This window comes from Halobellus inordinatus, from assembly GCF_024464655.1.
In the GTDB taxonomy this organism is placed as follows: Archaea; Halobacteriota; Halobacteria; order Halobacteriales; family Haloferacaceae; genus Haloquadratum; species Haloquadratum inordinatus.
Genome location: NZ_JANHAV010000006.1, coordinates 84,389 through 109,622, shown reverse-complemented (window position 1 = coordinate 109,622; position 25,234 = coordinate 84,389). Strand labels below are relative to the sequence as shown.

General features: G+C 64.2%; 26 protein-coding genes and 2 tRNA genes. 16 read left to right on the top strand and 12 right to left on the bottom strand.

What is annotated here, in order from left to right:
• The first annotated feature begins 103 nt into the window (after positions 1 to 103).
• The 5 genes from NO347_RS12050 to NO347_RS12030 all read left to right on the top strand — a co-directional run bounded on the left by NO347_RS12050 (position 104) and on the right by NO347_RS12030 (position 6,913).
• On the top strand, positions 104 to 790 hold the full coding sequence (locus tag NO347_RS12050) for a TOBE domain-containing protein (protein WP_256289820.1): 687 nt from the start codon (positions 104 to 106) through the stop codon (positions 788 to 790).
• A gap of 260 nt (positions 791 to 1,050) precedes the next feature.
• Complete coding sequence (locus NO347_RS12045) at positions 1,051 to 2,145, top strand: putative sulfate/molybdate transporter (RefSeq protein WP_256289819.1); 1,095 nt, start codon at positions 1,051 to 1,053, stop codon at positions 2,143 to 2,145.
• Positions 2,146 to 2,454: 309 nt separating this feature from the next.
• Positions 2,455 to 3,942 (top strand): MATE family efflux transporter, encoded by a 1,488-nt coding sequence (locus NO347_RS12040; RefSeq protein WP_256289818.1) that lies wholly within the window; start codon positions 2,455 to 2,457, stop codon positions 3,940 to 3,942.
• 1,440 nt (positions 3,943 to 5,382) lie between these two features.
• Complete coding sequence (locus NO347_RS12035) at positions 5,383 to 5,853, top strand: DUF5805 domain-containing protein (RefSeq protein WP_256289817.1); 471 nt, start codon at positions 5,383 to 5,385, stop codon at positions 5,851 to 5,853.
• The gene (locus NO347_RS12030) at positions 5,843 to 6,913 is read left to right on the top strand and encodes a tyrosine-type recombinase/integrase (protein ID WP_256289816.1); all 1,071 of its coding nucleotides are present in this window, start codon (positions 5,843 to 5,845) and stop codon (positions 6,911 to 6,913) included. The genes NO347_RS12035 and NO347_RS12030 overlap by 11 nt, the downstream gene beginning before the upstream one ends.
• Before the next feature lie 48 nt (positions 6,914 to 6,961).
• On the opposite strand, the gene NO347_RS12025 is transcribed toward NO347_RS12030, so the two are convergent.
• Genes NO347_RS12025 through NO347_RS12015 form a run of 3 tightly spaced genes read right to left on the bottom strand, consistent with a single transcriptional unit; the run spans position 6,962 to position 9,728 of the window.
• A complete protein-coding gene (locus NO347_RS12025) occupies positions 6,962 to 8,023 on the bottom strand; it encodes an ABC transporter ATP-binding protein (protein WP_256289815.1) in 1,062 nt (353 codons plus the stop codon).
• 3 nt (positions 8,024 to 8,026) lie between these two features.
• Positions 8,027 to 8,836 (bottom strand): ABC transporter permease, encoded by an 810-nt coding sequence (locus tag NO347_RS12020; RefSeq protein WP_256289814.1) that lies wholly within the window; start codon positions 8,834 to 8,836, stop codon positions 8,027 to 8,029.
• Positions 8,811 to 9,728 carry an extracellular solute-binding protein gene (locus tag NO347_RS12015; RefSeq protein ID WP_256289813.1) on the bottom strand — a complete coding sequence of 306 codons (918 nt, stop codon included), beginning with the start codon at positions 9,726 to 9,728 and terminating at the stop codon, positions 8,811 to 8,813. The genes NO347_RS12020 and NO347_RS12015 overlap by 26 nt, the downstream gene beginning before the upstream one ends.
• Positions 9,729 to 9,788: 60 nt before the next feature.
• Here NO347_RS12015 and NO347_RS12010 point away from each other — a divergent pair, with 60 nt between their 5' ends.
• Complete coding sequence (locus NO347_RS12010; RefSeq protein ID WP_256289812.1) at positions 9,789 to 10,214, top strand: Tfx family DNA-binding protein; 426 nt, start codon at positions 9,789 to 9,791, stop codon at positions 10,212 to 10,214.
• A gap of 95 nt (positions 10,215 to 10,309) precedes the next feature.
• Positions 10,310 to 10,831 carry a phosphopantetheine adenylyltransferase gene (locus tag NO347_RS12005; RefSeq protein WP_256289811.1) on the top strand — a complete coding sequence of 174 codons (522 nt, stop codon included), beginning with the start codon at positions 10,310 to 10,312 and terminating at the stop codon, positions 10,829 to 10,831.
• A 22-nt stretch (positions 10,832 to 10,853) separates the two neighbouring features.
• Here the strand turns inward: NO347_RS12005 and NO347_RS12000 are convergent, their stop codons facing one another.
• Entirely contained in the window at positions 10,854 to 11,162 is a 309-nt protein-coding gene (locus NO347_RS12000) for a transcription initiation factor IIB family protein (RefSeq protein ID WP_256289810.1), read from the bottom strand.
• Between the two features lie 83 nt (positions 11,163 to 11,245).
• Between NO347_RS12000 and NO347_RS11995 the strand changes: the two genes are divergently transcribed.
• A tRNA-Leu gene (locus NO347_RS11995) sits at positions 11,246 to 11,328 on the top strand.
• Between the two features lie 363 nt (positions 11,329 to 11,691).
• On the opposite strand, the gene NO347_RS17275 is transcribed toward NO347_RS11995, so the two are convergent.
• Entirely contained in the window at positions 11,692 to 12,132 is a 441-nt protein-coding gene (locus NO347_RS17275) for an SRPBCC family protein (RefSeq protein WP_343217980.1), read from the bottom strand.
• Positions 12,133 to 12,244: 112 nt separating this feature from the next.
• On the opposite strand from NO347_RS17275, the gene NO347_RS11985 reads away from it, so the two are divergent.
• The 3 genes from NO347_RS11985 to NO347_RS11975 all read left to right on the top strand — a co-directional run bounded on the left by NO347_RS11985 (position 12,245) and on the right by NO347_RS11975 (position 14,919).
• On the top strand, positions 12,245 to 13,432 hold the full coding sequence (locus NO347_RS11985; RefSeq protein WP_256289808.1) for an ABC transporter ATP-binding protein: 1,188 nt from the start codon (positions 12,245 to 12,247) through the stop codon (positions 13,430 to 13,432).
• Positions 13,429 to 14,238 carry an ABC transporter permease gene (locus tag NO347_RS11980; RefSeq protein ID WP_256289807.1) on the top strand — a complete coding sequence of 270 codons (810 nt, stop codon included), beginning with the start codon at positions 13,429 to 13,431 and terminating at the stop codon, positions 14,236 to 14,238. The genes NO347_RS11985 and NO347_RS11980 overlap by 4 nt, the downstream gene beginning before the upstream one ends.
• Positions 14,239 to 14,310: 72 nt before the next feature.
• Positions 14,311 to 14,919, top strand: a complete 609-nt coding sequence (locus tag NO347_RS11975; protein ID WP_256289806.1) for a class I SAM-dependent methyltransferase — start codon at positions 14,311 to 14,313, stop codon at positions 14,917 to 14,919.
• A gap of 23 nt (positions 14,920 to 14,942) precedes the next feature.
• Here the strand turns inward: NO347_RS11975 and NO347_RS11970 are convergent, their stop codons facing one another.
• A complete protein-coding gene (locus NO347_RS11970; RefSeq protein WP_256289805.1) occupies positions 14,943 to 16,397 on the bottom strand; it encodes a DHH family phosphoesterase in 1,455 nt (484 codons plus the stop codon).
• A gap of 186 nt (positions 16,398 to 16,583) precedes the next feature.
• Here NO347_RS11970 and NO347_RS11965 point away from each other — a divergent pair.
• Positions 16,584 to 16,657 (top strand) — tRNA-Lys (locus NO347_RS11965).
• Between the two features lie 159 nt (positions 16,658 to 16,816).
• On the opposite strand, the gene NO347_RS11960 is transcribed toward NO347_RS11965, so the two are convergent.
• Positions 16,817 to 17,302 (bottom strand): Lrp/AsnC family transcriptional regulator, encoded by a 486-nt coding sequence (locus tag NO347_RS11960; protein ID WP_121570647.1) that lies wholly within the window; start codon positions 17,300 to 17,302, stop codon positions 16,817 to 16,819.
• Between the two features lie 201 nt (positions 17,303 to 17,503).
• On the opposite strand from NO347_RS11960, the gene NO347_RS11955 reads away from it, so the two are divergent.
• Positions 17,504 to 17,836 carry an FUN14 domain-containing protein gene (locus NO347_RS11955; protein WP_121570646.1) on the top strand — a complete coding sequence of 111 codons (333 nt, stop codon included), beginning with the start codon at positions 17,504 to 17,506 and terminating at the stop codon, positions 17,834 to 17,836.
• 24 nt (positions 17,837 to 17,860) lie between these two features.
• Here the strand turns inward: NO347_RS11955 and NO347_RS11950 are convergent, their stop codons facing one another.
• Positions 17,861 to 18,586, bottom strand: a complete 726-nt coding sequence (locus NO347_RS11950; RefSeq protein ID WP_121570645.1) for a ribosome assembly factor SBDS — start codon at positions 18,584 to 18,586, stop codon at positions 17,861 to 17,863.
• A gap of 263 nt (positions 18,587 to 18,849) precedes the next feature.
• Between NO347_RS11950 and NO347_RS11945 the strand changes: the two genes are divergently transcribed.
• The gene (locus NO347_RS11945) at positions 18,850 to 19,035 is read left to right on the top strand and encodes a hypothetical protein (protein ID WP_256289804.1); all 186 of its coding nucleotides are present in this window, start codon (positions 18,850 to 18,852) and stop codon (positions 19,033 to 19,035) included.
• 132 nt (positions 19,036 to 19,167) lie between these two features.
• Here NO347_RS11945 and trxA read toward each other — a convergent pair whose 3' ends face one another.
• Both trxA and NO347_RS11935 read right to left on the bottom strand, forming a co-directional pair.
• Entirely contained in the window at positions 19,168 to 19,506 is a 339-nt protein-coding gene (trxA, locus tag NO347_RS11940; protein ID WP_256289803.1) for a thioredoxin, read from the bottom strand.
• 133 nt (positions 19,507 to 19,639) lie between these two features.
• Positions 19,640 to 20,308, bottom strand: coding sequence for a 2,5-diamino-6-(ribosylamino)-4(3H)-pyrimidinone 5'-phosphate reductase (locus tag NO347_RS11935; protein ID WP_256289802.1), 669 nt, complete (start codon positions 20,306 to 20,308; stop codon positions 19,640 to 19,642).
• A 137-nt stretch (positions 20,309 to 20,445) separates the two neighbouring features.
• Between NO347_RS11935 and NO347_RS11930 the strand changes: the two genes are divergently transcribed.
• Entirely contained in the window at positions 20,446 to 21,471 is a 1,026-nt protein-coding gene (locus NO347_RS11930) for a glycosyltransferase family 4 protein (RefSeq protein ID WP_256289956.1), read from the top strand.
• 117 nt (positions 21,472 to 21,588) lie between these two features.
• Here the strand turns inward: NO347_RS11930 and NO347_RS11925 are convergent, their stop codons facing one another.
• Positions 21,589 to 22,002, bottom strand: a complete 414-nt coding sequence (locus tag NO347_RS11925; RefSeq protein ID WP_256289801.1) for a DUF7510 family protein — start codon at positions 22,000 to 22,002, stop codon at positions 21,589 to 21,591.
• A 149-nt stretch (positions 22,003 to 22,151) separates the two neighbouring features.
• Here NO347_RS11925 and NO347_RS11920 point away from each other — a divergent pair, with 149 nt between their 5' ends.
• On the top strand, positions 22,152 to 22,907 hold the full coding sequence (locus NO347_RS11920) for a GNAT family N-acetyltransferase (RefSeq protein ID WP_256289800.1): 756 nt from the start codon (positions 22,152 to 22,154) through the stop codon (positions 22,905 to 22,907).
• 311 nt (positions 22,908 to 23,218) lie between these two features.
• On the opposite strand, the gene acs is transcribed toward NO347_RS11920, so the two are convergent.
• The gene (gene acs / locus NO347_RS11915) at positions 23,219 to 25,204 is read right to left on the bottom strand and encodes an acetate--CoA ligase (RefSeq protein WP_256289799.1); all 1,986 of its coding nucleotides are present in this window, start codon (positions 25,202 to 25,204) and stop codon (positions 23,219 to 23,221) included.
• Between the last annotated feature and the right edge of the window lie 30 nt (positions 25,205 to 25,234).

The following is a 25,234-nucleotide window of genomic DNA, read 5'->3' as shown; positions in this document are numbered from 1 at the left end:
CGTCCTGTGTCGTCCGCGGTCGAACGTTGTTCCGACATAGATATAACCATCGTTCTCTCAGAGGAGACATAACGCTTTTGCTCGCTAACACGTACCGAACGGTATGGACGTCCGTCCTTCGTTCGACACGTACATCGGCAGCGACGGGGTGACGCTCGACTCACGCGACGTCGCCCTGTTGCGGGCGATCGATCGGGAAGGGTCGCTCAACAACGCTGCCGATTCCCTGGGGCGGTCGTACGCGCACGCCCAGCGTCGCATCGTCGAACTGGAAGAGGCGTTCGGGTCGCTCGTCGAACGACGGCGGGGCGGTTCAGGGGGCGGCGGGAGTGAACTCACGGACACGGCCAGAGAACTGCTCGCCGCGTTCGAACGCACGCGGGCGGGTTTCGAGGGCGTCGCCGACATCGCCGAGACCGTCCTCGCGGGGACTATCGTCGAGCGCGAGGGCGAATTAGTGACTGTCGAAACCGACGCCGGCAACGTGCGGGCGCTCGTCCCCGAGGGCGACGGCGACGTGCAACTGTCGCTCCGCGCGGACGCAGTGACGCTTACTGATCCCGAGGACACACCGGTTCCCGAGCACACGAGCGCTCGGAATCGGTTTCTCGGGACCGTCGAGAGTATCGAATCCGGAGAACGCATCGCTCGCATCGCGATCGACATCGGTGCCGACGAACCGCTTTTGGCGCTCGTCACCGAGGACAGCCGCGCGAAACTCGGGCTCGAACCCGGCAGCGACGTGGTCGCCTCGTTCAAGGCGACTGCGACGCGCGGTATCTCGACGTAGTTGCAGACTGACTGGTCTTGGTTGCTCAGACCGAGCCATTTCTCTACTACGATATAACTATAACCGTTTACGTTCTGTTCATCCCGAAACTATCGGTAGGGTCGGCGAGTTCGTTCGAACGGACTTCGGTGACTCATCTTCTACCGTATCTGTCAGTTTGAGTTCTGAGAAGAACGATCGGATAAACGACTTCCGTAGTTCCTCTCGCACCAAAATAGCGTACCCAGACGTTATATCTCCCGAGGGACTCTGTCGAAGTGATGGACGTCTTCGCCCGGAGCCAGTACAGTAACCGGCTCGATTTCTCCCGAAACGAACTCACGGGAGCGTTAGGAGATTCGGTTACTGTTCTCCCGGTCGTCGTTGCCGCCGCGGCGCTCACGGACCTCTCGCTTTCACGGCTCCTGCTCGGCTTTGCGGTCTTTCAGGTCGTCTGGGGGCTCCACTACGGGCTCCCGATATCGGTCGAGCCGATGAAGGCGCTCGCGGCGCTCGTCATCGCCGGTTCGCTGACGACGTCTGAACTGGCGGTCGCCGGGCTCCTCGCCGGGGGCATCCTCCTCGCTGTCGGCGCGACTGGGACGCTCGCGCGAATCGAACGGTACGTCGGCCAGCCAGTGATTCGTGGCGTCCAGTTGGCCGTCGGGCTCGTGCTTCTCGAAACGGGAGTCCGGTTGAGCCTCGACGGCGTCTGGTACGCGCTCCTCGCACTCGCCGTCGTCGGGATCAGCGTCGCGATCGGTCAGCGACGGGCGAGCACGCTGGCCGTACTCGCGGTGGGCATCGGCATCGGACTGGGACAGACCGGGCTCCCGGACCCGCACCTTCCGACCGCGGCGCTCGCCCTGCCGAGTACGGCGGGACTCTCGTCGGATTCGATCGGCGCGACTGTCGCGCAGTTGGCGATGACCGTCGGCAACGCGGCCGTCGCGACGTCGCTTCTGCTCTCGGATTACTACGACGCGGACGTCTCTGCCGACGACCTCGCGAGCAGTATGGGCGCGATGAACCTCCTCGCGGTCCCGCTGGGTGCGATGCCGATGTGTCACGGTAGCGGTGGCGTCGCGGGCAAGTACGCCTTCGGCGCGCGGACGGCGGGGGCAAATCTCATCCTCGGGGTTCTCTACGCGCTGGCGGCCGTCGTCGCCGTGGGCGCGGTCGCGGCGTTCCCCCTGGCGATGCTCGGGGTCGTCCTCGCGGTGATCGCCGTCGAACTCGGCCGTGCTGGCCTCGAAACCGACTCGCTCTCGCTCACGGTCGGCATCGGCGTCCTCGGCGTCGTGACGAACGTCGGCGTCGCGTTCGTGGTCGGGATTGCGGCGTATCTGCTGCGCAAGCGGTTCCGCGACGACTGATACTATCGGACAGAAGTTCGTGAATGATGTTGGCACCCACGGGTGCCGGTGATTTTCACATAGTTCTGTCCGACAGTATGAAGCCGGCTGTACGAGCGATAGCTCCTCACCGAACGGAACCGCTATACTCGCTGAGCGAGTATTTTGTCTCAGTGTCGTCCGTCAGTTCACGTCTCGATTTTCTCGGGGACACGTGCGAAGAACCAATCTGTTCGCGCCTCCCGTCTGCAGTAAGAGCGTTTTCGCCGACCGTACGCGATCGATGCGCAAGCGTGCGACGGTGCGCCGCCGAACGGCGTTGGTGAGACGATGAGCGGAGGTCCCGGAGCGAACCGTGCAGTGAACGTCACGGACGGCCCCCTGATCAAGCCGCTTTTCGTCCTCTCGCTGCCGATCGTCCTCACCAATCTGCTGCAGGTGGCGTACAACCTCGCAGACACGTTCTGGGTCGGAAGACTCGGACAGGACGCGGTCAGTGCGCTCTCGTTTTCGTGGGCGATCGTGTTTCTCATCATCACGCTCGCGGCGGGCTTCACGGTCGCCGGGACGGTGCTGGTCGCACAGAACAAGGGCGCGGGCAACCTGGACCGTATCAGCGCAGTCGCCGGACAAACTATCGCGTTCGTGATCGGCCTCTCTATCGTGTTCTCGATCATCGGCTACGCGCTGGCGCCCTGGTTGCTCCAGTTGATCGGTGCAACGCGCGGGACCGAGGTGTTCGCGCTCTCGGTCACGTACACGCGGACGATGTTTCTCGGGATTCCGTTCGTCTTCGGGTTCTTCATCTTTCAGTCGCTGCTGCAGGGTTGGGGTGACACGCGGACCCCGCTGTATCTGATGCTCCTCGGCGTCGTGCTCAACGTCGTCATCGACCCGTTTCTCATCCTCGGGTTCCAGGACAACCTCCTGTTTGAGGTCGCCGGCCTCACTACGCTTCAGGCGGACCTCTACAGCGCGACGGGCTTCGCCGGGTACGGCGTTCAGGGTGCCGCGATCGCTACCATCGCTTCTCGCGGCGTCGGAGCCGTGATCGCGATCGGGCTGTTGCTCTCGGGCCGCGTCGGCATCCACCTCACGCCGCGGGACTTCGTGCCGACGCGCGAGACGGTGAGCAAGATCTTCCGCATCGGCGCGCCCGCGAGCATCGAGATGAGTACGCAGTCGCTGGGTGTGACAGTCGTCACGGCGCTCGTCGCGCTCGCGGGCGCTGAGGCCGTCGCCGCCTTCGGGATCGGAACCCGGGTCACCTCCCTCGTCGTGCTCCCCGCGCTCGGCCTCGCACGCGGGACAGAGACGGTCGTCGGACAGAACCTGGGGGCGAAGCAGCCCGACCGGGCGAAGCGGGCCGTCTTCGCGAGCGCCGGGATCACTGCTGGCGTGCTCGTCGGGGTCTCTGTGCTCGTCTACCTCAACGCCGCCGCGATCGTCGGCATCTTCATCACTGGTGCGGAGGCCGCCGCCGTCGTCGCTGCAGGCGCGGAGTACCTCCGGATCGTCGGCGTGACGTACGTCTTCCTCGGCGTGTTCTACGTCGTCCAAGGTGCCTACCGTGGAAGTGGAAGCACCCGACTGGCGATGATCTTCGGAATCGTCGGACTCATCCTGCTTCGCATCCCGCCGGCGTACGCCCTTTTAGCCTGGTTCGATATGGGTGCTACAGGCGTCTGGTACGGCATCGCCGTGGCGAACGTCCTGATGGTGCTGCTCTCGGGTGCGTACTTTCTTCGTGGGACGTGGACTGACGGCGTCGTCGACCGCGGACAGCCGAGACGCGACATCCCAGCAGACGACGATTAGCTGATCTAGCGGACGACCATAATCGATCTGCCGGAGGCGTCGACAAGATATTGATATAGCCGAATAGAGTTTATGCGTTCGAATACAGACGCGAATCCTATACACTACTTGACAGTGATCACAGAATACGGACAGATTGTGCGAGATCTAGTTATGAAAGTCACTCAATTTTCCGTGTGGGGACAGGCGTGAACCCGGGAGGCTACAGAGGAGCGGTTCCCCCGCGTAACGCGTGGCCTGCGCGTAGCGTAGTTGCATCGCACCGATGTCCAGGATGCAAAGAACTCGTTGGGAGACCGTTCGTCGGCATCACCCTTCGTTCATTCTCTTTCGCTCTGATAGAGGCGCAGTCGGTACCCACTGAGCGTGTATGTCGCGCGTACGTACGAGGGGCTTTCAGGCCGATAGGCCGGCCAGAATCGCGCGGAGTGCCGCAGGACAGTGGAGCGTCCGACCACTCCGAGGCGACGCCGATTGGAGTAGGATTGAGCACACAACACGACACAGCCATCAAAGATACCCCTGACTACGATCCGATCTCTCGCTCACAGGGTAGGCTGCCACGTACCGCTTGTTTGCTATCGAAGCGGCTCGTATACGAAGGCGAGACAGTCGGGTCAGGACCTCACGACCACTGTTTGGCGTTTCACGCCTTGCCAGAGAGTCCGACAATCAGGGAGTAGAGAAGTGGACGGTTCGGAAGGATGACGGGACGTTCTCGAACCCGTCGTACTCGGCGTACGTCGTCATCGAGGCCAGGGATACCGGTGACGGCGACCGCTTGTTTCTACCAAAGTAGCACGTCCCTGGTCTCTCCAACGAACGGTGCAGCAGTTGCGCGGCTCGGTAATCGACAGCGCGATTGCCTGTGCAGAGGCCTACGGGGCACAGTTGGTCCTCGGTGCTCCCTATGTGCCGAGAGTTAGTCCCGCTGTCGAACGTCCGACGCAGATGGTACGTGCGTCCACGCAACGAGGTATCCGTGGTCTCGACGCCAACACCACTTCGGCTGACTCGAATATTCGACTAGCGCAATGGAACGATACAGTCACATCAGCATCTGGTCGGTATATCGAACCGAACTCGGGAGACCGATCTTTGGCAGCGACCCCCCGGAGTAGCGGGCCGAAGATACCCATTCAGATTTCGGGGGCCGATCGGCGCAGCCGAGTGACTGATTCGGGCGCATTCTGTTTCATCGACAGAACAAGAATTTCAGTACTGGATCGCCTCTGCTGGAAGCGACCTATCCCCGAAAATAAGACCTATAAAGAACGACAGAATATAGGTGTGTGAATACAAGCACTTTGCAGATTTTAGATTGCAGAAAAACAAATAACTTAATTACAGCCCCGGAAAGGCGCAATCAGAAACACATCTAATCTCTCTTATTCTGGTATCTACAGTAAAGTGAAGTGGGGGGCAAACGCAGGGAGTGGTATGGCTGCCGAAGAAGTCGACACCGAGCGGGCGACGGTAATGACGTACGTTCCCACCTATCAGAAAGAGCGCTGGAAAGAACACGCAGATCAGTTGGGGATGAGCCAAAGCGAGTTCGTTCGGACGATGGTGCAGGCAGGCCGCCGCGACTTCGAGGTCCCCAACAGCCCCGGATATGAAGAATCCAGTGAAGGGGCTAACGGAGGGTCCAAACCCCGGGGGTCAGGTTCCGAGAACGGGCCAACAACACAGGACACCGAAGACGACTTCGAACGTCGCGTCCTCGAGGTCCTCTCGTCCTCCGAGTACCTCTCGTGGGACGAACTTCTCGCGGCGCTGACAGACGACATCGAGAGCCGTCTCGACGAGACGCTCCAGGAGCTACAGGCGTCGAACGCCGTGCGATACAGCGGGCGGCGCGGCGGCTACGCTCTCGCACCCGGCGCGTCGGAGGAGCAAAATGAGCGCTGAGACCGCCGAGGGCGAGGCTCTCGAAGATCCGATCGCGTACTTCCTGCAGGATATGACGTACCACGGAAAGTCAGAACGGACCCGAGACGCCTACGAGCGCGTCCTCCGTCGGTTCGAGGCTTTCCTGAGCGATCCGTCGACGACTCCGAGCGGGTCACAGACCTCGGTCGCCGAGGCGACACACCGCGACTGTATGGCGTGGATCCACTCGCTCCGGCGATCGGACGTCGCCGACAGTACGGTCGCGACGTACGCCTCCTACCTCCACCGGTTCTACGCGTACCTCGCGCAGGTCGGCGCATTCGAGTCCAATCCGATGACGCTCGTGATAGAGGAGATGGACGAACGGATCGACACGAACCCCTCACGGCGAGAGATTTCACTCCCCGATATGCGGGACTTTCTTGCCACGGTCACGCATCCCCTCGATCACGCGGTCGTCACGACGCTTCTCAAGACCGGAATGCGCGTGGGGGAACTCTGTAATCTCGACCTCCGCGACCTGGCGCTCGACGACGACACACCGATCGACGCTGTATCGAACGGGATCGTAACGTCGCGTCCGCACCTCGACGGCCGTGGGCCGTCGCTCTACGTCGCGGCCGAACCCGCGGCCGGGGCCGCCGTCGCCGGCGAGGAGCGCACGGCGTCGAACAAGCGGAAGCGTTCGACGGTGATCCCCGTCGACGACGAACTCGAAGTCGCGCTGCGTCGCTGGCTCGCGATCCGTCCGGCGGCGCGCTCGCCTGCAGAACCGTTGTTCGTCAGTACGTCGGGGAGTTGGGGGAGTCGGCTCACACCCGATATGGTGCATCACCTCGTCGAAGGACACGCGAGCGACGCCGGCTGGCATAGATCCGGCGGCGGTGCGGAAGAGAACGTCACCCCACACTACTTTCGGCACTTCTTCACGACGCATCTCCGCGATCGGACCGGCGATCGAGGGATCGTCAAGTATCTCCGGGGCGACGTCGGGGGCGACATCATCGACACCTACACCCACAACTGGGGTGACCGGGTCCGCGAGACCTACGAACGGCACATTTACTCGCTGTACTGAGCTGGGGGCGTCGTCTGAGCGGACACACGTAAATTGTATATCGCTATATCAAAGCTCGGCCTGGGCGTGTGGGATCAGATGGACGGCTTGCGGCGGAATCGCCACTTGGACGGGAGCGCCGGCGTCGATTGCTAAGCGATCAAAGGCAGGCGGACGAACGGTCGTCACCAGCGCGAGCGACGTCCCGGCGGCATTCACGTGGACACGATATTCCGTCCCTTCGTTCAGCCAGTCGTCGACGGTCCCACGAATCACGTTCGTCGGGTGGATCTCTGAGCCGTCGGCTGGACGGGCGCTCGGATCACAGAGTCGGATCCGTGAGGGGTGCAGACAGACGGTTACGGCCGACTCGGCCGGAACAGGCTCACTTGTCCGTAGTTCGACGTCGCCGACCCGAACCGTCGCGCCGCCTGTGGCGACGCCCTCGAAGAGGTTCTCGTTCCCCGTGAACGTCGCGACGAACCGCGTTTCCGGTTCTCGGAGTACGGTCGACGGCGGGCCGATCTGCTCGATCGTGCCGTTCCGGAAGATCGCGATGCGGTCGCCCAGCGCTGTTGCCGTCCGCTGATCGTGCGTCACGTACACGACCGGGATGTCCAGCGAGTCGAACAGCGCGTGGAGTTCGATTCGCAATCGACGGCGGATGGGCGCATCGAGGCTCGAAAGCGGTTCGTCGAGGAGCAGCGCGTCCGGGTCGGCCGCCAGAGTGCGCGCCAGCGCGACGCGCTGTTTTTCGCCGCCGGAGAGCGTCGCGGGCCTGCGGTCGAGGACGTCCCGTATTTCGAGCAGCGTCGCGAGTTCGTCGATCCGACCGCCACTCGTAGCCGCGTAGCCGATGTTCTCGCGGGCGGTCAGATGCGGGAACAGCGCCCCGTCCTGAAAGACCAGCCCCGTCCGGCGGTCTTCGAGCGATCGCCCGCTCAATGCTCGGCCGTTCAGCGATACGGACCCCGAGTCGGGAGCGACGATCCCTGCGATCACCGACAGCAGCGTCGTCTTCCCGCTGCCCGAGGGACCGAGTACTGCGAGGACCTCGTCGTCGACGGTCGCGTCGACGGGGCCGAACTCGAATCCAGCGTACGTCTTCGTGAGAGCGTCCAGTTCGAGCATCGATTACTCCAGGGGGTTCTGTCCGAGAGCGTTGAGGACGACGAGCGTCGCGACCGCGATACCGACCAGCACGACGGCCGCGGGGAACGCGTTGTCCAGGCCGAGCGTCGTGAACGAGACCCAGATCTGCACCGGCATCGTCCGCGGGTAGTACGCGAGCATAATCGTCGCGCCGAACTCGCCGATCGAGCGCGCGAACGCCAGCGTGACGCCCGCGAGGATGCCCGGCCACGCGAGCGGGAGCGTGACCCGGCGGAACGTCGTAAAGCGGCTCTTGCCGAGCGACCGCGAGGCGTACTCCAGGCTTCGGTCGACGCTCTCGAAAGCCGCTTTCGCCGTGACGACGACGAACGGCGACGACACGAACGTCTGCGCGAGCACGACGCCCGCAACCGACCGAGTCAGCGGCAGTCCGTTGGCGGCCGCCAGCCGTCCAACGACCGTCTCCGGGCCGACGATCGTCAGCAACACCATCCCGCTGACGATCGGGGGCAGAACGAGCGGGAGTACGACGAGCGCAGTCACCACCGTCTTGATCTGCCCGTCAGCGCGCGCGAGCCAGTATGCGAGCGGGAGACCGAACACCGTCGCGACGAGGGCGCTCGTGCTCGCAGAGACGATCGAGGTCGTCGTCGCCGAGACGATGTCCGGCTGCGTGATGCGGCGCAGCACCACGTCGGGCGGCTGGCTGACGACGAGCGAGACCAGCGGCAGGAGGTAATAACAGAGCAGGACCGCGCCGAGCACGAACGTGATCGACAGCCAGTCGAACCGTCCGACGCCGGAGTCAGTTCGCGATTTCGCTGGGAACATTGCCGGTGTAGGTGGGGTAGTCGTCGGGGATCACGAATCCGAACTCCGAGAGGTACGGTCCGGTCGTGTGGGTCTGAAAGACGTCGGCGGCAGCCGACGTCTGGCTTCGGAGCGTCGCACCGTAGCTGATGAGGCCGCCCTCGACGACCTTGCCGCTCGGGAGTTCGTAGGTTGCGTTCGCGTACTGTTCGGCGTAGGAGGGATCGCTGAGGTCGATCGCTGCCGGGAGTTCGACGTAGTCGTAGCCGCGCTCGACTGCCATATTCCGGTAGGCGATCGCGGCGTCGATCGACCCGGTCTCGAACTGGCTGACGAGTTGCGTCTCGGGGTAGATCTGGTCGCGGCTCGGGATCGCATCGCGAAGGTCGCGGTCAGTGTCGTAGTAGTCCGTCGCGAGTTCGAGGACGAAGAGGGCCCGGTAGCCGAGCGGGTCGAGGTCCGGGTCCGTCCGCCCGAGTTCGACGTCGCCGTCGAGTAGCGGACGGTACCACGAGTCGGTTCCGGCGGCAGCGATGCGTTCCCCGCCGTTGCTGTCGGGGTTGTAAGCGACGACGACGGAGTTGGTCGCGAACTCGGCGTACCAGTCTGGTCGCATCGGGCCGTCGAACAGCGCGACGTCGGCGACGGAGACGACGTCCGGATTCTTCTGTCCCTCCGCGACGAGGCGGGCGACCTCTGCGGACCCGTGGGCTTCGATCTGGACAGGCGTGTCGACGCTCGAACGGAGCCCGTTTTCGAGCGCGTTGTTCAGGCTCCCGGCAGCGAGTATCGAGACGGGGGTCGCAGTCGTCCGGTCGCGACCGACGACGCCGGCACACCCGGCGGTCCCGGTGAGGAGCGCCGCGGCCCCTGCGAGAAACGAGCGCCGACCAGTCGGCGGTGCGACGACCATCGGTCCAAAATCTAATGTTTAACCAATAAACTTACCTCAAACAGATCTGTTTGACTTCGTATGGCCAACGTGGACTCGACAGTCCTGACAGAGCGACAGGTCGAGGTGTTAGAGCGACGCGAGCAGGGTAAGACCCAGCGGGAAGTCGCCGAGGAGTTGGGGACCACGGACGCGAACGTGAGCGCCATCGAACGCGCCGCAGAGGCGAACGTCGAGAAGGCGCGTCGAACGCTCGAACTCGTCCAGACGCTGCGGGCGCCGGTGCAGTTCACCGTCGCGGCGGGGACGTGCTTCGAGGACATCGTCGATCAGATCTACGCGCAGGGCGACGACGCCGGTCTCAAAGTCGACTACTGCCGGCCCGAACTCTACGCGCATCTCTACGGACTGCTCGGCGACGTCGCGAGCGAGAATATGCTGGAAGAACCGATCGACGTGGGACTCACGAGCGACGGAACGGTGAAAGTGTTCGCCGAAAGCGGCTGACACCGGGATTCTGTGCAATGGCGTGGATCGTCGGGTGCGGCCGGTACTCGACGGAGACCCGCCCAGTTTAAGTCCCGGGAGGACCTCGGCCGCGTATGCACGTCGCGCTGGGCGGGACGTTCGATCCAGTCCACGACGGCCACCTCGCGCTCTTCGAGCGTGCGTTCGAGTTAGGCGACGTAACCGTCGGGTTGACGAGCGACGAACTCGCTCCGAAGACCCGCCACGTCGACCGCTACGTCAGGTCGTTCGAGGATCGGAAGAACGATCTCGTCGCCGAATTAGAGCCGCTCGCCGCGGCCCACGACCGCGAATTCGAAGTGCGCAAACTGACCGAGCCGACCGGAATCGCCACCGAACAGAAGTTCGACGTCCTCATCGTGTCCCCGGAGACCCGCGAGGGGGGCGAGCGAATCAACGAAATCCGTCGGGAACGCGGGTACGACCCGCTCGACATCGAGGTCGTCGAGCACGTCAGCGCCGAGGACGGCGAGCGCATCTCGTCGACGCGCATCGTCAAGGGCGAAATCGACCGCCACGGAAACGTCACGCCGGAGCGGGACGGCCGCGGCCCGAAGCAACCGAGCACCGAGGACTCCGAGCGATCCGACGCCTGATTGTCTCCGTTTCTGAGTCGTTCTACCACGACGGCGGTTGGAACCCCGCCGACTCGAGCACCGGCTTCCAGTGCTGTTGGACGCTGAGCCGGGTCACCTCCATCGCGTCGGCGACGCGAGATTGCGATCGTTCCTCGCCGGCGATCAACGCGCCCGCATAGAGGCTCGCGGCCGCTATCGCACGCTTGGAGCGGTCTTCTTCGGGGGCTTCCGAGAGGAACAGATCCGCGGCGACCGAGCGCGCGTCGGATCCGAGCTCCAGTCGGTCCGCACCGCGCTCGATCCGGTTCAGCCACTCCTCGTTGGCGACGCGGTCCCGGGCGCTGTACATACACTGAGGTGCGTCGCCACTGCATAAGAACCCTGCGCGCGGAGCGACAGGTTGATTTGGGCCTTCGCTGTAGATGGGGCTGCGCGCGGGTAGCCAAGCGGTCAAAGGCGCAGCGCTTAGGACGCTGTCCCATAGGGGTCCGCAGGTTCGAATCCTGTCCCGCGCACTGAGGAGCGAAGCGACGAGGGAGCAGGCACGGATTCGAGCCCTGCGAGTCGCAGCGCGCGAACGGAGTGACCGTGACCGTCTCGTTCCGGTTCGAATCCTGTCCCGCGCATATTCGGTCCGAACTATAGTAGCGTTTGCAACTGATTGCTCATCCGACCGCACGACAGCGTACGATCGGATGCGTGAAGACTTGCAAATGCTACTATAGCGAGGGCGAACCGGCCGCGACGTCGAGGCCGGGATCGGAACGATGACGATCATTCTGAAGCCACGTCTCAGTGTGCCATCTGTGAGCCGCGCTCTCGTCCGGTTGTGCCTGTGTGCCTGGAATCCGGGGAATGCGTTCGGGAGTGATCAGCGGTCAGGCGTCGCCCGGCTCGGAGAGCTGCTGGTCGAGATTCGCCAGCGTCCGTTCGAGTTCGCGTCGGTTGTATCGGGCGGCGATCGGACCGAGCACTCGATCGAGGATCGGTGGCAACCCGAAGTCGTAATCGGCGGCGTAGGTGACAAGCGTCCGGTCGTCGACAGTCTCGAACGTCCACTGGAGGCGTCCCTCGATGTCGCCCGACAGCTCGAAGACGATCCGTTCCGGTGGTTCGTGGACGACGCCGCGCACTTCGCCACGGAACGGGAAGCCGAGGCGGTAGGTGTAGCGCGCTCGCTTCCCGCCGTTATCGAGCACGCCGAGGGTTTCGACGCGCGACAGTCGCGGTGAGATGCGCGCTTGGTTCTCGGGCACGTCCATATACTCGAAGACCGCCTCTCGTGGTCGGTCGATAACGGCCTCTGCGACAGCTCTCATACCGACAGGTGGGTCGGCAGTCACTAAACGACGGTGGCGGATTCGTCGGGAGAGGACCCAATGGGGTGCGAACCGGCTGTAGCTTTTGTAGTTCCGCGCCTTCCAGACGACAATGGATGCGGATGGCGGCGACGGGCGGGTGGCGGGCGGCGGCGACGGGCAGGCAGCGAGTGGCGGCAGCGTCACCACCGGGCCGGAATCCGAGCGGTCGACGACCCACAGCGCAGACGTCGGAGCCGAGACGAACGGGAGCAGACGATCCGCCGACGACACCGACGTCGCGTCCGGGTCAGCACCGCTGGACGACCACGCCGACGTCGCTGTCGCCGTCGAGGGACTCTCGAAGCAGTTCGGAACGGGCTCCGACGCCATCACGGTGGTGGATTCGGTCTCGTTCGAGATCGAACCGGGCTCGGTCGTCGGACTCCTCGGCCCCAACGGGGCCGGCAAGACGACGCTCATCAAGTCCATCCTGGGGATGGTGCTCCCGGACGAGGGCTCGGTCCGGATCTGCGGAGTAGACGTAGCAGACCGCCCACGGGCGGCGTACGGGCACGTCGACGCGATGCTCGAAGGCGCGCGAAACGACTACTGGCGTCTGACCGTCCGCGAGAATCTCCGGTACTTCGCGACCATCGGCGGCATCGATCCCGACTCCGTGGCCGACCGCCACGAGCGGCTGCTCGAACGCCTGGAGTTGGCGGACAAAGTCGACGTCGCGGTCCGGAATCTCTCCCGCGGGATGAAGCAGAAGGTGTCACTCGCGAGTACGCTGGCGGGCGACGCCGACGTGATCTTTCTGGACGAGCCGACGCTCGGCCTCGACGTCGAGAGTTCACGGACGCTCCAGCGTGAGCTCCGGCGGCTCGCCGAGGACCGAGGACTGACGGTGATCCTCAGCAGTCACGATATGGACGTCGTCGAGGCGGTCTGCGATCGGGTCCTGATTATGTCCGGCGGGCGGATCGTCGCCGACGACAGCGTCGACGCGCTCCTCGGTCGCGGCGAGCGACACGGCGTCCGGATCGCGAGCGGCGACTTCGATGCCGACCTGCTGGCGGACCTCCGCGCGGCGTTCGACGTGACTGGCGTCGAGCGCTTCGAGCGTCGGCCCGGTGCGCGCGTCGACGTGACGACCGACAGCGACGGACTGTACGCGCTGATGGCGCGGCTCGAAAAGCAGGGCGTGCGGATCGATCGTCTCACTGCGGTCGATCCGGACCTCGAAGACGTGTTCGTCGACCTGACCAGCGATCGCAAGGAGGAAACAGAGGACCAGCGATGGGAGGAACGGCGATGAGTGCCGGTCAGCGGGCGGGGCAGGGACCGAAGCCGGCCGGGTACTACCACCTCGCGCGGGCCGTCCTCTACCGCGAGGCCATCCTCTTCGTTCGGTACCCCGCCAACGCGATCGGCGGCGTCGTCATCGCCCTGTTCTTCTTCGGCGTGCTGTTCTACGGCGGGCGGATGGTCGCGGGCCGAGCGCTGACTGACTCGATCGAGGGGATCGTGGTCGGCTACTTCCTCTGGACGCTCTCGGTCGGCGCCTACTCGTCGATCTCGAACGACATCGGCAGCGAAGTCCAGTGGGGGACGCTGGAACGGCACGTGATGACGCCGTTCGGGTTCGCGCCCGTCGCGATGCTGAAGGGGATCGCCAAGATCGTCCGGACGTTCCTCACCTCGACGGTGATCCTCGTCGTGATGCTCGGTATGACCGGCACGGCGCTCCAGCTCAATCTATTTACCGTCGTCGTCGTCGCCACGCTCACCATCACGTCGGTGCTCGGACTCGGGTTCGCGGCGGGCGGCGTGACGCTGCTGTACAAGCAGATCGGAAGCTGGCTCAATCTGCTGCAGTTCGGCTTCGTCGTCCTGATCTCGGCGCCGTCGCTGGACGTCCCGTGGCTCAGCCTCCTCCCGTTGGCGCACGGCAGCGGCCTCCTCCAACGCGCGATGCTTGACGGGACGCGACTCTGGGAGTTCAGCGCCTTCGACTTGGCGCTCCTCCTCGCGACGGCCGTCGGCTATCTCGGCTTCGGGTACTTGGTCTTCCAGTATGCGACCCGCAGAGCCCGACGCCTGGGTGTTCTCGGAGATTATTGAGCGGAGAGCGCCCGCCGCCGACCGGCCAACCGGCCGACGCGCCTATGCGGCTCGCTGCCCTCCTAAAGTAAGATGGACCGAAACGCGATCCGGCGGGCGTGGGAGGAGATCTCGGAGACGTACGCCGAGCGGCGCGATCCGAGCGGCTCAGACGCCGACTTACTCGGTCGGCTCCGAGACGAGTTGGGACCGGATCCGACTGTCCTCGACGTCGGCTGTGGCGACGGCGCACGGACACTCGCGGATCTCCCACCTGGCAGCATCGGCCTCGACATCTCCCGGCGCGGCCTCGAACTCGCCCGGGAGAACGTGCCGGAGAGCCACCTTCTCCAGGCGGAGATGCGGGACCTCCCAGTAAGGGACGACAGCGTCGACGCGGTCACCGCGTATCACGCCGTCTTCCACGTCCCGCGAGCGGCGCACCCGGACGTGTACCGGGAGTTCGCGCGGGTATTGCGTCCCGGCGGCCACCTGTTGATGACGCTGCCGCGCGGTCGCTTCGAGACGGTGCGTCGGGGCTGGATGGGCGGTCGAATGTTGTTCTCGGCGCCCGGCCGCGACGCCACGCTCTCACAACTGCGGGACGCCGGCTTCGAGAACCTCCGAACCGAGACCGTGAGCGATCCGCTGGGGAGCGACGCGGAGTTCGTGTTCGCAGAACGGGCCACAGACGGCGCTTGAAATCGAAAAAAACGAGAAGCGTTTCAGCTACCGTTGCCGCTCTCGGAACTGTCGACGCCCATCGCTTGAAACAGTTTCTTCCGGACGGCTTCTTCGGTCAGTTGCAAGAGCGTATCGCGGTTGTCGTCGCTCGTCTCGATGCCAGTGAAGATTCCCAGCGGGATCTCGACGTCGCCCTGCGTGGAGTGTCCGCCCGTTTCGCCGATGCCGGCGAAGGCGTCCTGCAGGATCTTCCCGATGTTCATCCGGATGTCTTTCGAGCGCGCAGAGAGGAAGATGCGGTCGTCCGCGATGCCGAAGACGGCGGTTGTCGTGATTCCTTCGAGCTTCAAGAGGTGCTGTGCGGCCTGTCCGAGCGCGTCGCGGTCGCGGATGAAGCCGGCGTTCGAGACCAGATGACTCCCCTGGACCTCGCGGTTCTGGATGGCTTCTGCGAGGACGTCGAGCGTCTCTGGCGACATCGAGGGCGACTCGACCTGTTCGAGCGTGTCGTGGTTGGCGAAGGGATAGAGATACGCGGCGGCGGTGAGATCGGCAGGGGTCGTCTCGCGCTTGAAATCCAGCGTCTCCGAGCGGATTCCGTAGAGCAGCGCGGTCGCGACCGCCTCGCTGGGCGAGAGGTCGAACTCTTGGAGGTACTTCGTGAGGATCGTCGACGTCGAGGAGACGTTGGGACGGACGTCGGTGAACTCCGCCTCGATGTCTTCTTCGGGCTCGTAGTGGTCGATGAAGATGTCGACGTCGACGTCGAGATCGGGGTCGCCCGACTTCATATGGTCGACCAGCGCGACGGCCCCGTACTCCGAGAGGGGCTTGCCCTCCGAAAGCGGGACGAGTTCGATCCCAAGCAGATTCACGAACGCGCGGTTCTCCTGGTGGCCGATCTCGCCGTCGTAGTTGATGACTGCGTCGACGCCGTGCTCGCGGGCGATCGCCTGCAACGCCACCGCCGAGGCGATAGAATCCGGATCCGGGTTGTCGTGTGTGAGAACTGCGAGCCCTTCCGTCGCCCCTTCGAGCACTTCGGCGAGCTGTCGGGCCTTGTATTCGAGTTCGCCCGATTCGAGCGACCGCAGCGCCGAGTCCGCGATGACCTCCGAGGGGTTGATCACGACGTCGGCACCCAGTTCAGCGAGTTCGTCCTCGGAGACGGGGTCCGACGCGCGCACGACGATGAACTGATCGCCGTTGCGCTCGCGGATCGCCGAGACCGCCGCCTTGTTCGCCTCGACGTCGGAGGCGAGGATGAGGACGACATCTCGATCGGCGACCGCGTCGGCGACGTCGGGATCGGCGATGTTCGTCTGTTGTGCGTTCAGATCCTGATCACGGAGGGATTCGACGCGGCTCTCGTCTTTGTCGAGGATGAGGACGTCTTTGCCCTCCTCGGCGAGTTCTTCGGCCACCGCGTAGCCAACGCTCCCGCACCCGAGGATGGCGTAGGTGGACATCGACGAGATAGTGACCCCGGCGCTCATTCTGACGCCAACTCCGGTCGGACGCCACTTAACAGCACTCGTTTGGTGAGCAGCGGTGCGGCACTCGGGGAGGCAACGCCGGGGCGTCCGGATCTGAGTCATTTCAATCGGGTCGTGAGAGTCACTCCCGACCGTCGGCCGAAAGGAAACACATATAATTGCGCCACCAGAACTCAGGGATGCAGTGGGCCGGTAGCTCAGTCCGGCAGAGCGTCTGACTCTTAATCAGACGGTCGCGCGTTCAAATCGCGTCCGGCCCGTCTTCTCGCCGCGAGCAACTCCGCGAGTGGCGCGTATCTGATCTGGCCAGAGCCACATTGTACGGAGGTCGCACGCAACGAAGCGAGCACGTGTCCCACCGTGCGTTCAGATCGCGCCCGGCCCGCCTCTCCTGTCCCTACACCCGTAGATACACGTTCTCACTCGTCTGCGAGTTCGGTGAGAAGCGTCTCCAAGTCGTAGTTCTGCAGCGCCCGCGTGCTGTGTCGGAGCGTCGAGACGACGAACGTTGAGTTCGTCCGGCGGACCTCCTCGATCGTTTCGAGGTCGGTGATGAGGCGCTCGACCATCTCGCGGTCGGGGAGGTGTGCGACGACCACGAAGTCGGTCTCGCCCATCGTGAAGTACGCCTGCGAGACCCCCTCGACGGCGAGGATCTTGTCCTCGAAATCGTGGTGTGACCCGTGGTAATCGGTGAGTAACTCGACGAGAACCGTGACGCCGAGTCCGACTTTCTCCAGGTCGATGTCGTACAGATCGTTCTCGATGATGCCCGCCTCGCGGAGATTGTTCAGCCGATAGTGGATCGTCGAGACGGGAATGTCGGTCTCCTCGTGGAGCCGCTCCGGGCTCCCGGTCCCGAGATCAGAGATGGCTTTCAGGAGGCGAATGTCGCGTTCGTCCATAATTCCGATAGGTCCCCATTTCGACCCGGATTCTTTGTAACTTCCGCCTCGATTGCCTGACATTCCACGAAAATGTGGACTCACGAGAGGGGTGTCTCCCGTCTCGTCATTCTCTGACCGGAGGAAAATAGCCCGGACAGTCGGCCGATATCGGCACGCGATCCCCACAAACGACTTATACTGCGGCGGGAGAGTTTCGGTATGCTCGATTCGTTACAACTGTCGCTGGACCCGACGCAGCTCGGCTTGGAGTTCGGGAGCGGCGCGGTAATCGGCGGCATCATCGGCTTCGCGGCGAAGAAAGTCGCCAAGATCATCGCCGTGATCGTCGGTCTGGAACTGGCGCTCTTCAAGTTTCTCGAATCCCGCGGGATCCTCTCGGTCGACTGGGAACGGCTCACGTCCGGGTTCGTCGAGACGACCCAGAGCGCCGCCAACGGGACGCCGCCGGACTGGATCTCGACGATTCTCTCGACGCTGTCGGTCTCGGCCGGCTTCACCGGCGGCTTCCTGGTCGGCTTCAAGAAGGGATAGTTCGGCTCCGTCGCTACCGCATCGCTACCGCGTGCTGAGTTCGTCTTTGTCTTTGATAATGCGCGTCTCCGCCTCGCCCGAGGTCATCTCGTTGACAAGGTCGTAGAAGTCGTTCTGCATCCCGGCTGGGAAGGTGACGACGCCGACCCACGAGCCGTCTGGCTGCCACTCCTCGCGTTCGAGGTCCCCGTACTCGCGGACCTGTGCCTGGGTCTTGCCGGCGTAGTTGGCCGGGACCTGTACCGCGACAGTCACCTCGTCGAAGCGAATCGGGATGACCGGCCGGAGGGCGTCGAGGGCGTCGTCGACCTGTGACTCCACGCGCTCCATCGGATCGACGCGGAAGCCGGCCTCTTCGAGGGCGCGCTCGATTCGCTCGGGGGGATGCGGCGCGTTGTCCATCTGCGGGTTCACCGCGTTGCGCGCGATGCGGTTGATGAGTTGCTTTCGCTTCTGTTCCTGCATCTCCCGCCGCTGCTCGGCGGTGATCTGGATCTCGCCTTCGCGGACGACCTCGGGGATGATTTCGAGGGGGTCTGTGGTCCCGAACACGGTCTCTAGGTCTTTCTCTGCCGGTCTGTCGCCTCGCGAGGCGTCCTCGAAGACGTCCTCGGCGGCGATGACGTCCTCTAAGTCGCCCTCGAACTCGTCCCGTTTGATGGCGAGAGCGGCGTCGGGGTCGATGAGTACCTCGAACCGCTCGCCGTGCGATTCGAGTCGCGCCGTCACGGCTTCGTCAAGTGAGATCATACCGCTCCCTACTTGCTCCGAAGTAAAAAGCCCTCCCCGCGGCGTCGTGTGAGTGCCGTTCGGATGTGGGACTCGTGTTCCGTCCCGCGGATTCGGGTCCTATCCAGTGAGTTCGACCCTCCGCAACCGAGGGCTCGGAACCGCGGGCAGACAGCGGCGTCGGGACGGTAGTCGCGTGCTTCCCGCATTAAGGCGCGTTTTCTCGAACGGCCGCCTTCGATAATCGACGATTAGCTATCACCGCTTCTCGCGACAGAACAGGTATGAGCCGCGCTGTCGATTCCGACGCGGATTCCGGAGACCGGGTCTATCACGTCGTCTGTCACGACTGTCCGACCGAACACCTCACGATGCGGGCGGCCGAGGCCGAAAAGCTGTTCTCGGAGCACCGGTCGGTGACCGATCACGACGTCGACGTCGCCGCGCTGCGGGCGCCGGACGCGACGTGACGTGCGGGCTGTCTCCCGCACTGTCTCGGTGGCACGTTCGAGCCATCGGCTTCTGGGTAGATACTCGAGGAGGAGTCGACGCGAGGCGTCGAAGCGGTTACAGCGAACGTCAGACCGCCGCGACTGCGGCGCTCAGTTCGACAGCTGTTCGATGATGCCGACGAGGTCGCTCTTCTCTTGGACGCCGATGACGCGCTCGGCCTGCTCGCCGTTCTTGTAGAACTCGAGCGTCGGAACCGATCGGACGCCGGCGTCGCGCGCGAGGCCCTGCAGCTCGTCGATGTCGACTTTCAGGACGGTCGCGTCGGTCTCCTCGGCGATCTCCGCTACTGTGGGTTCGAGCATCTTACACGGCCCACACCACTCTGCGTGGTAGTCGACGAGGACGACCTCGTGTTCGGCGAGAAGTTCTTGGAAGTGTTCCGCGCTCTCGACGTGGATCGGCGCGCCGGTCGATTCTGGCGAACTCATACCACGCTCTACTGGGGGCAGCCCTTTACCTATTTCGAGGATTGGGGCCCGCCTCGAACGACCGTCGGGAACCGTCGATATCGACGCTGTAGACATACAACGGCGGCGAACGCAGCGGATAAACGACCGATAGTCACCGACCGAGTACCTCGTAGCTGAGCAGGACGCCGTCGTCGACGCGCCGGACGTCTTCGAGCGACAGTTTCGGAAAGTCCTCGACGAATCCGGGACCGTCGACGAGCGTCGGCGCCTCACGGCCGCCGAGGACGAGTGAGCCGACGTACACCGAGAGTTCGTCGACGAGGTCAGCCGCGAAGAGCGAGTGGATGATCTCGCCGCCGCCTTCCACCATCAGATCTGCGACGCCGCGGTCACCGAGCGCGTCGAGCGCCTCCGGAAGCGACACGCGCTCGTCGCCGGCGACGACGACCTCCGCGCCGGCCGCCGCGATCGCGTCCCGGCGCTCGGGGGTCGCGTCCGCCGAGAGGAGGACGTACGTCGTCGCCGCGTCGTCGAGGATCCGCGCGTCGAGTGGGATCCGTCCACTGGAGTCGACGACGACGCGGGCGGGGTTGGGTTCGTCGCCACGCGCTGCTCGCTCGTCTCGGAGCGCCGCGTCGTCGAGTGTTAGATGGGGGTCGTCGGCGAGGACCGTTCCGATACCGACGAGAACGGCGTCGCTGTCGGCGCGGAGCCGACCGACGCGGGCGAAGTCTTCGGGGCCACTGATCCGCACCTGCTCGCGGCGGCGCGTCGAGAGTTTTCCGTCCGCGCTCGTCGCTGCGTTGACGACGACGTGCATACCGAACGCTCGGTCCCCCGCGGCAAGCGAATTTCGGTTGCGATTCGGTCGACTCCGCGCCCCCCCGAGACGCAGCACGGACAGGACTTATGTGCGCGAGCGTGGTCGCTTCTAGCAAGATGTCGCCGAAAGTGCTGATGCTGGGCTGGGGGTTTCCGCCGAACGTGAGCGGCGGACTCGACACCCACGTCGGGGAGTTGTTCGACGGAATGCGAGCGCGGGGCCTCGACGTCGAACTCGTTCTTCCGTCCGAGTACGCCCCCGAAGACAGAGCAGGAATCGTCGGCGTGCCGACCGGCGACGGCGACATCACCACGCGCGTGGGGCGGATGAGTTCGACGTTCGCCGAGCGCGCCCAGGACGCAGACATCGTCCACACACACGACTGGTTCGGCTACGGCCCCGGGTCGCGCGCGAAGTCGAACGCGGACGTCGAGTGGGTCACGACCTTCCACTCGCTGTCGACCGATCGGAACCTCGATCCGCCAAAGAGGGAAGTCGAGACCGAGCGCCGACTCGCCGAACGCGCGGATCACCTCATCGCCGTCAGCGAACTCACCGCCGGCGACGTTCGCGAACACTACGGCGGCGATTGCCGGGTCATCTACAACGGGTTCTCGGAGTGTGAGACGACCGGGCGAGACTTCAAAACCGAACTCGGAATCGACGGCGAGATGCTCTTCTTCGTCGGTCGTCACACCGATCAGAAGGGGATCGCCCACCTCGTGTACGCCTTAGAGAAGCTCCGTCGAGACGACGTGACGCTCGTGATGGGCGGTTCGGGGCATCTCACGGCACAGCTCAAGCGATTCGCGGAACTACTCGACGTCGACGACCAGATCGAGTGGGTCGGCTACGTGCCCGAGGAGGAACTGGGCGACTACTACGCGTCTGCGGATCTGTTCGTCTCGCCGTCGCTCGCCGAGCCGTTCGGGATCACGATCACCGAGGCGCTCTCGGCCGGGACGCGCGTGGTTGCGACCGAGAGCGGCGTCAACGAGGTGCTCTCCGAGGAGTGCGTCGTCGAGGTCGAACCCGAATCTGAGTCGCTCGCAGATGGAATCGAGCGCGGTCTCGAACTCGACGGTGCGCCGACGTACGACCCGATCACCTGGGACGAAGTCGTCGAAGAGACCATCGCGTTCTACGAGGAAATCGTCTGATAGTGATTACTCTCACTGTTGACCGCCGAGCGCTACTCCCGGTGGCGATGGTCGGCGGTAAGAGACGAGAGTAATCATTATGAGACAATCGGAGGCGCCGGTGCTGTTTTTGCGGTCCTACCGAAGGAGCCGTACGTCTGTCACGGGCTCGGGATGTCGGATGCGGTATCCCTCCGCAGTCGGAACGAGGCCCTCGCTCGGCAGGCTCTGTCTGGCGACCTGATACGGACTGTCGCTCTGGATTCCCTGATACGGGCTGTCTCGCGTCCCCCGGTACGGACTGTCGTCCTGTGCGGACTGGTAGGGACTGCCATCGCGTCGGACCGCGTCGCGCTCGAAGTCCTCCGGCGGCAGGTAGATCCGTTCGCCCGACGCCGATCGGACGACGACGGCGGTGTCGCGGTCGCCGCGCATCGTGATGACGGTCTCTCCGCCCTCGATGTTCACAGCGAAGTTGACTTGCTCGTCCGCGCCGCTGCTTCCGCCGTCGGGTTCGGCGCTCCCATCCTCGTCGCGCCCGTCTGTATCCATAATAACTAGAGTGACAGCATTGTACTTATATTTCTGCCGTAGCGCAGAGTCATGCGTGCGTTCGGTGGTCACATCGAACCCCCGATTATATACACCGGCCAGTATATGTGGCCCCCGAAGGTCAAGTAGGGGGACGACGAATAAGGGGTATGGACGTCCGTGACGCAACGACGGAAGACGTCGACGACATCCGACGGGTCGCAACGGAATCGCTGACCGCCTCTTACGGGCACGCGATCGACGAGGAAACGATCACGGCTGCCGTCGACGAGTGGTACAGCCCCGAGCGACTGCGAGAGTCGCTGACCGACGACACCGAGGTGTTCGTCCTCGCGCTCGACAACGGCACTGTCGTCGGGTTCGCCCAGAGCGAGATTTCGGACGGTCGCGAGACCGTCGGCTACCTGGACTGGCTCCACGTCGTCCCGGACCACCGCGGTGAGGGCATCGGCTCACAACTCCTGGCGCGTCTCGAACAGGAACTCGTCGACGCCGGCGTCGACCGACTCGAAGGCCGCGTCCTCACCGAGAATCGGGAGGGCGTCTCCTTCTACGACGAACAGGGCTTCACCGAGGTCGGCGAGCGGACCGTAGACATCCACGGCGAGTCGTTCACCGAGCGGGTCTTCACGACGTTCCTCGACGAGGAGGAACCCGCGCCGAGCGGCCTCGTCGAAAAGCAGGTCGACGACCGGACCGTCCACGTCGCCTACGACGAGTCGGTACGCGGCTCCGAGTCGCCCTTCTTCGCCGTCTACCTCGACGGCGCACAGACCGAGCGCTACGGGTGGATGTGCGGGGCCGACGAGAGCTTCGACGTCGCGATCGACACGATGGAGCGCTTAGAGTGTAACGAGTGCGGAAACCGCCGAAAGCCCGTCCGCTGGGACGCCGCGTATCTGTAACTCCACCTTTTTCGACGGTGAGGTTTCCCCACGGCGTTTCGCTCCGCTGCGGGAATCCACCGCGCAAAAACCGGTCTCACTAATAGGGATTATCGTAACTGTTCGGAGATTCTCGCCGTACCGTTCGGCGAGAAATCTATGGAGACTTACGATAACCCCTATAAGCAGAGCGAAGTGAGGCTCGCGGTAGGATATGCTGAACATACCAGGAAAACGCTCGCGCCGCTATCTGCACTCTGACGGCGTCTACGCCGATCCGCGACTCGGCCGCATCCGAGAGAGGAATCAGGTCGCGGGGCGCTTTGCGCCGTTTATCGCTCGACTTTGTCCTGGATCTCTTTGACGATCTCCGGGTTGCGGAGCGTCGTCGTATCGCCGAGTTCCTCCTCGTTCGCGATCTCTTCGAGCAGGCGACGCATAATCTTCCCCGAGCGGGTCTTCGGGAGTTCCGGCGTGAAGACCACCTGCTGGGGGCGCGCGATCGGTCCGATGGCGTCTTCGACGCCCGCGACGATGCGCTCGCGCATCTCGTCGTCGCCGTCGTAACCGTCTTCGAGGATCACGTACGCGTAGACGGCCTCGCCTTTCACCTCGTGTTCGCCGCCGACGACCGCGGCCTCGGCGACGCCCTCGACGCCGACGATGGCGGATTCGATCTCCATCGTTCCGAGTCGGTGCCCGGAGACGTTGATCACGTCGTCGACGCGGCCGAGGATCGTGATGTAGCCGTCCTCGTCGATCTTCGCACCGTCCTCCGGGAAGTACACCCACTCGTCGGCGTCGGCGTCGGAGTACTCCTCCCAGTACTCCTCGATGAACCGCTCGTCGTTGTTGTACAGCGTCCGAAGCATTCCGGGCCACGGCTTGTCGACGGTGAGATAGCCCGCGCGGCCGGACTCGACCTCGTCGCCGTTGGTGTCGACGACGCGTGCGTCGATGCCCGGCAGCGGCGGCCCCGCAGAGCCCGGTTTCATCGTACAGACGCCCGGCAGGGTCGTGACCATCATCCCGCCGGTCTCTGTCTGCCACCAGGTGTCGACAATCGGGCACTCCTCGTTGCCGATGTGCTGGTAGTACCACTTCCAGGCGCGGGGGTTGATCGGCTCGCCGACCGTCCCCAGGAGACGCAGACTGGAGAGGTCGTGTTGCTCGGGGAACTGCGAGCCCCACTTCATAAACGCGCGAATCGCCGTCGGCGCGGTGTAGAACACGTCGACGGCGTACTTCTCGATGATCTCCCAGAGGCGGTCGCGCTCGGGGAAGTCCGGCGTTCCCTCGTACATCACGGTCGTCGTCCCGAGCGCGAGCGGACCGTAGACGATGTAGGAGTGGCCCGTGATCCAGCCGATATCTGCCGAACACCAGTAGGTGTCCTCGGGTTCGAGGTCGAGGACGGCGTGGGAGGTCCACGCCGTGTAGGCGAGATAGCCGCCGGTCGTGTGTTTCACGCCCTTCGGCTGGCCCGTCGTTCCCGACGTGTACATCAGGAATAACATATCCTCGGCGCTCCGCTCGACAGGGTCGACGCGGTCGCCCTGGTGGTCGGCCATCAGGTCCTCCCAGGCGTATTGGTTGCCCTTCAGGTCGTGGTCGAAGCCGTCGTCGCCGAGGCGGTCGACGACGACCGTCGCGTCGACCCCGTGGTCGACGCCCGCTAAGCCCTCGTTGGCCTTCTGGAGGTGATCGAGGGCGTCGCCGCGGCGGTAGTAGCCGTCGCAGGTGACGAGATAGCGAGAGTCCGCGGAGTTCATCCGGGTCGCGAGCGCGTCCGCCGAGAAGCCGGCGAAGACGACCGAGTGCGGCGCGCCGATCCGCGCACACGCCAGCATCGCGATCGGCAGTTCCGGCACCATCGGCATATAGAGGGTGACGACGTCGTCTTCCTCGACGCCGAGGTCGCGGAGGGACGCGGCGAACTCGTTGACTTCGCGGTAGAGGTCCTGATAGGTGTAGGTTCGCGTGTCGCCGTGTTCGCCTTCCCACTTGATGGCGACGCGGTTCTTGTCGCCGTTCTCGACGTGCCGGTCGACGCAGTTGTACGAGGCGTTCAGCGTGCCGTCCGGGAACCACTCGTAGAAGGGTTCGTTCGAGTCGTCGAGGATCTCACTGTACTCTCGGTCCCAGTCGAGGAGGTCGGCCGCGCGACGCCAACTGTGCGGCCAGTTCTCCTCGAACTCCTCGTAGATGCTCGGATCCGAGACGTTCGCCTGCGATACGAACTCTTCTGTGGGCTCGAAGCTCTCCTGTTCGACCAGTCGCGCTTCGAGGTCCCCGTCTCCGTCGCCGTTGTCAGTCATATTCACTCACAGTTTTCGAATACCGGGTGA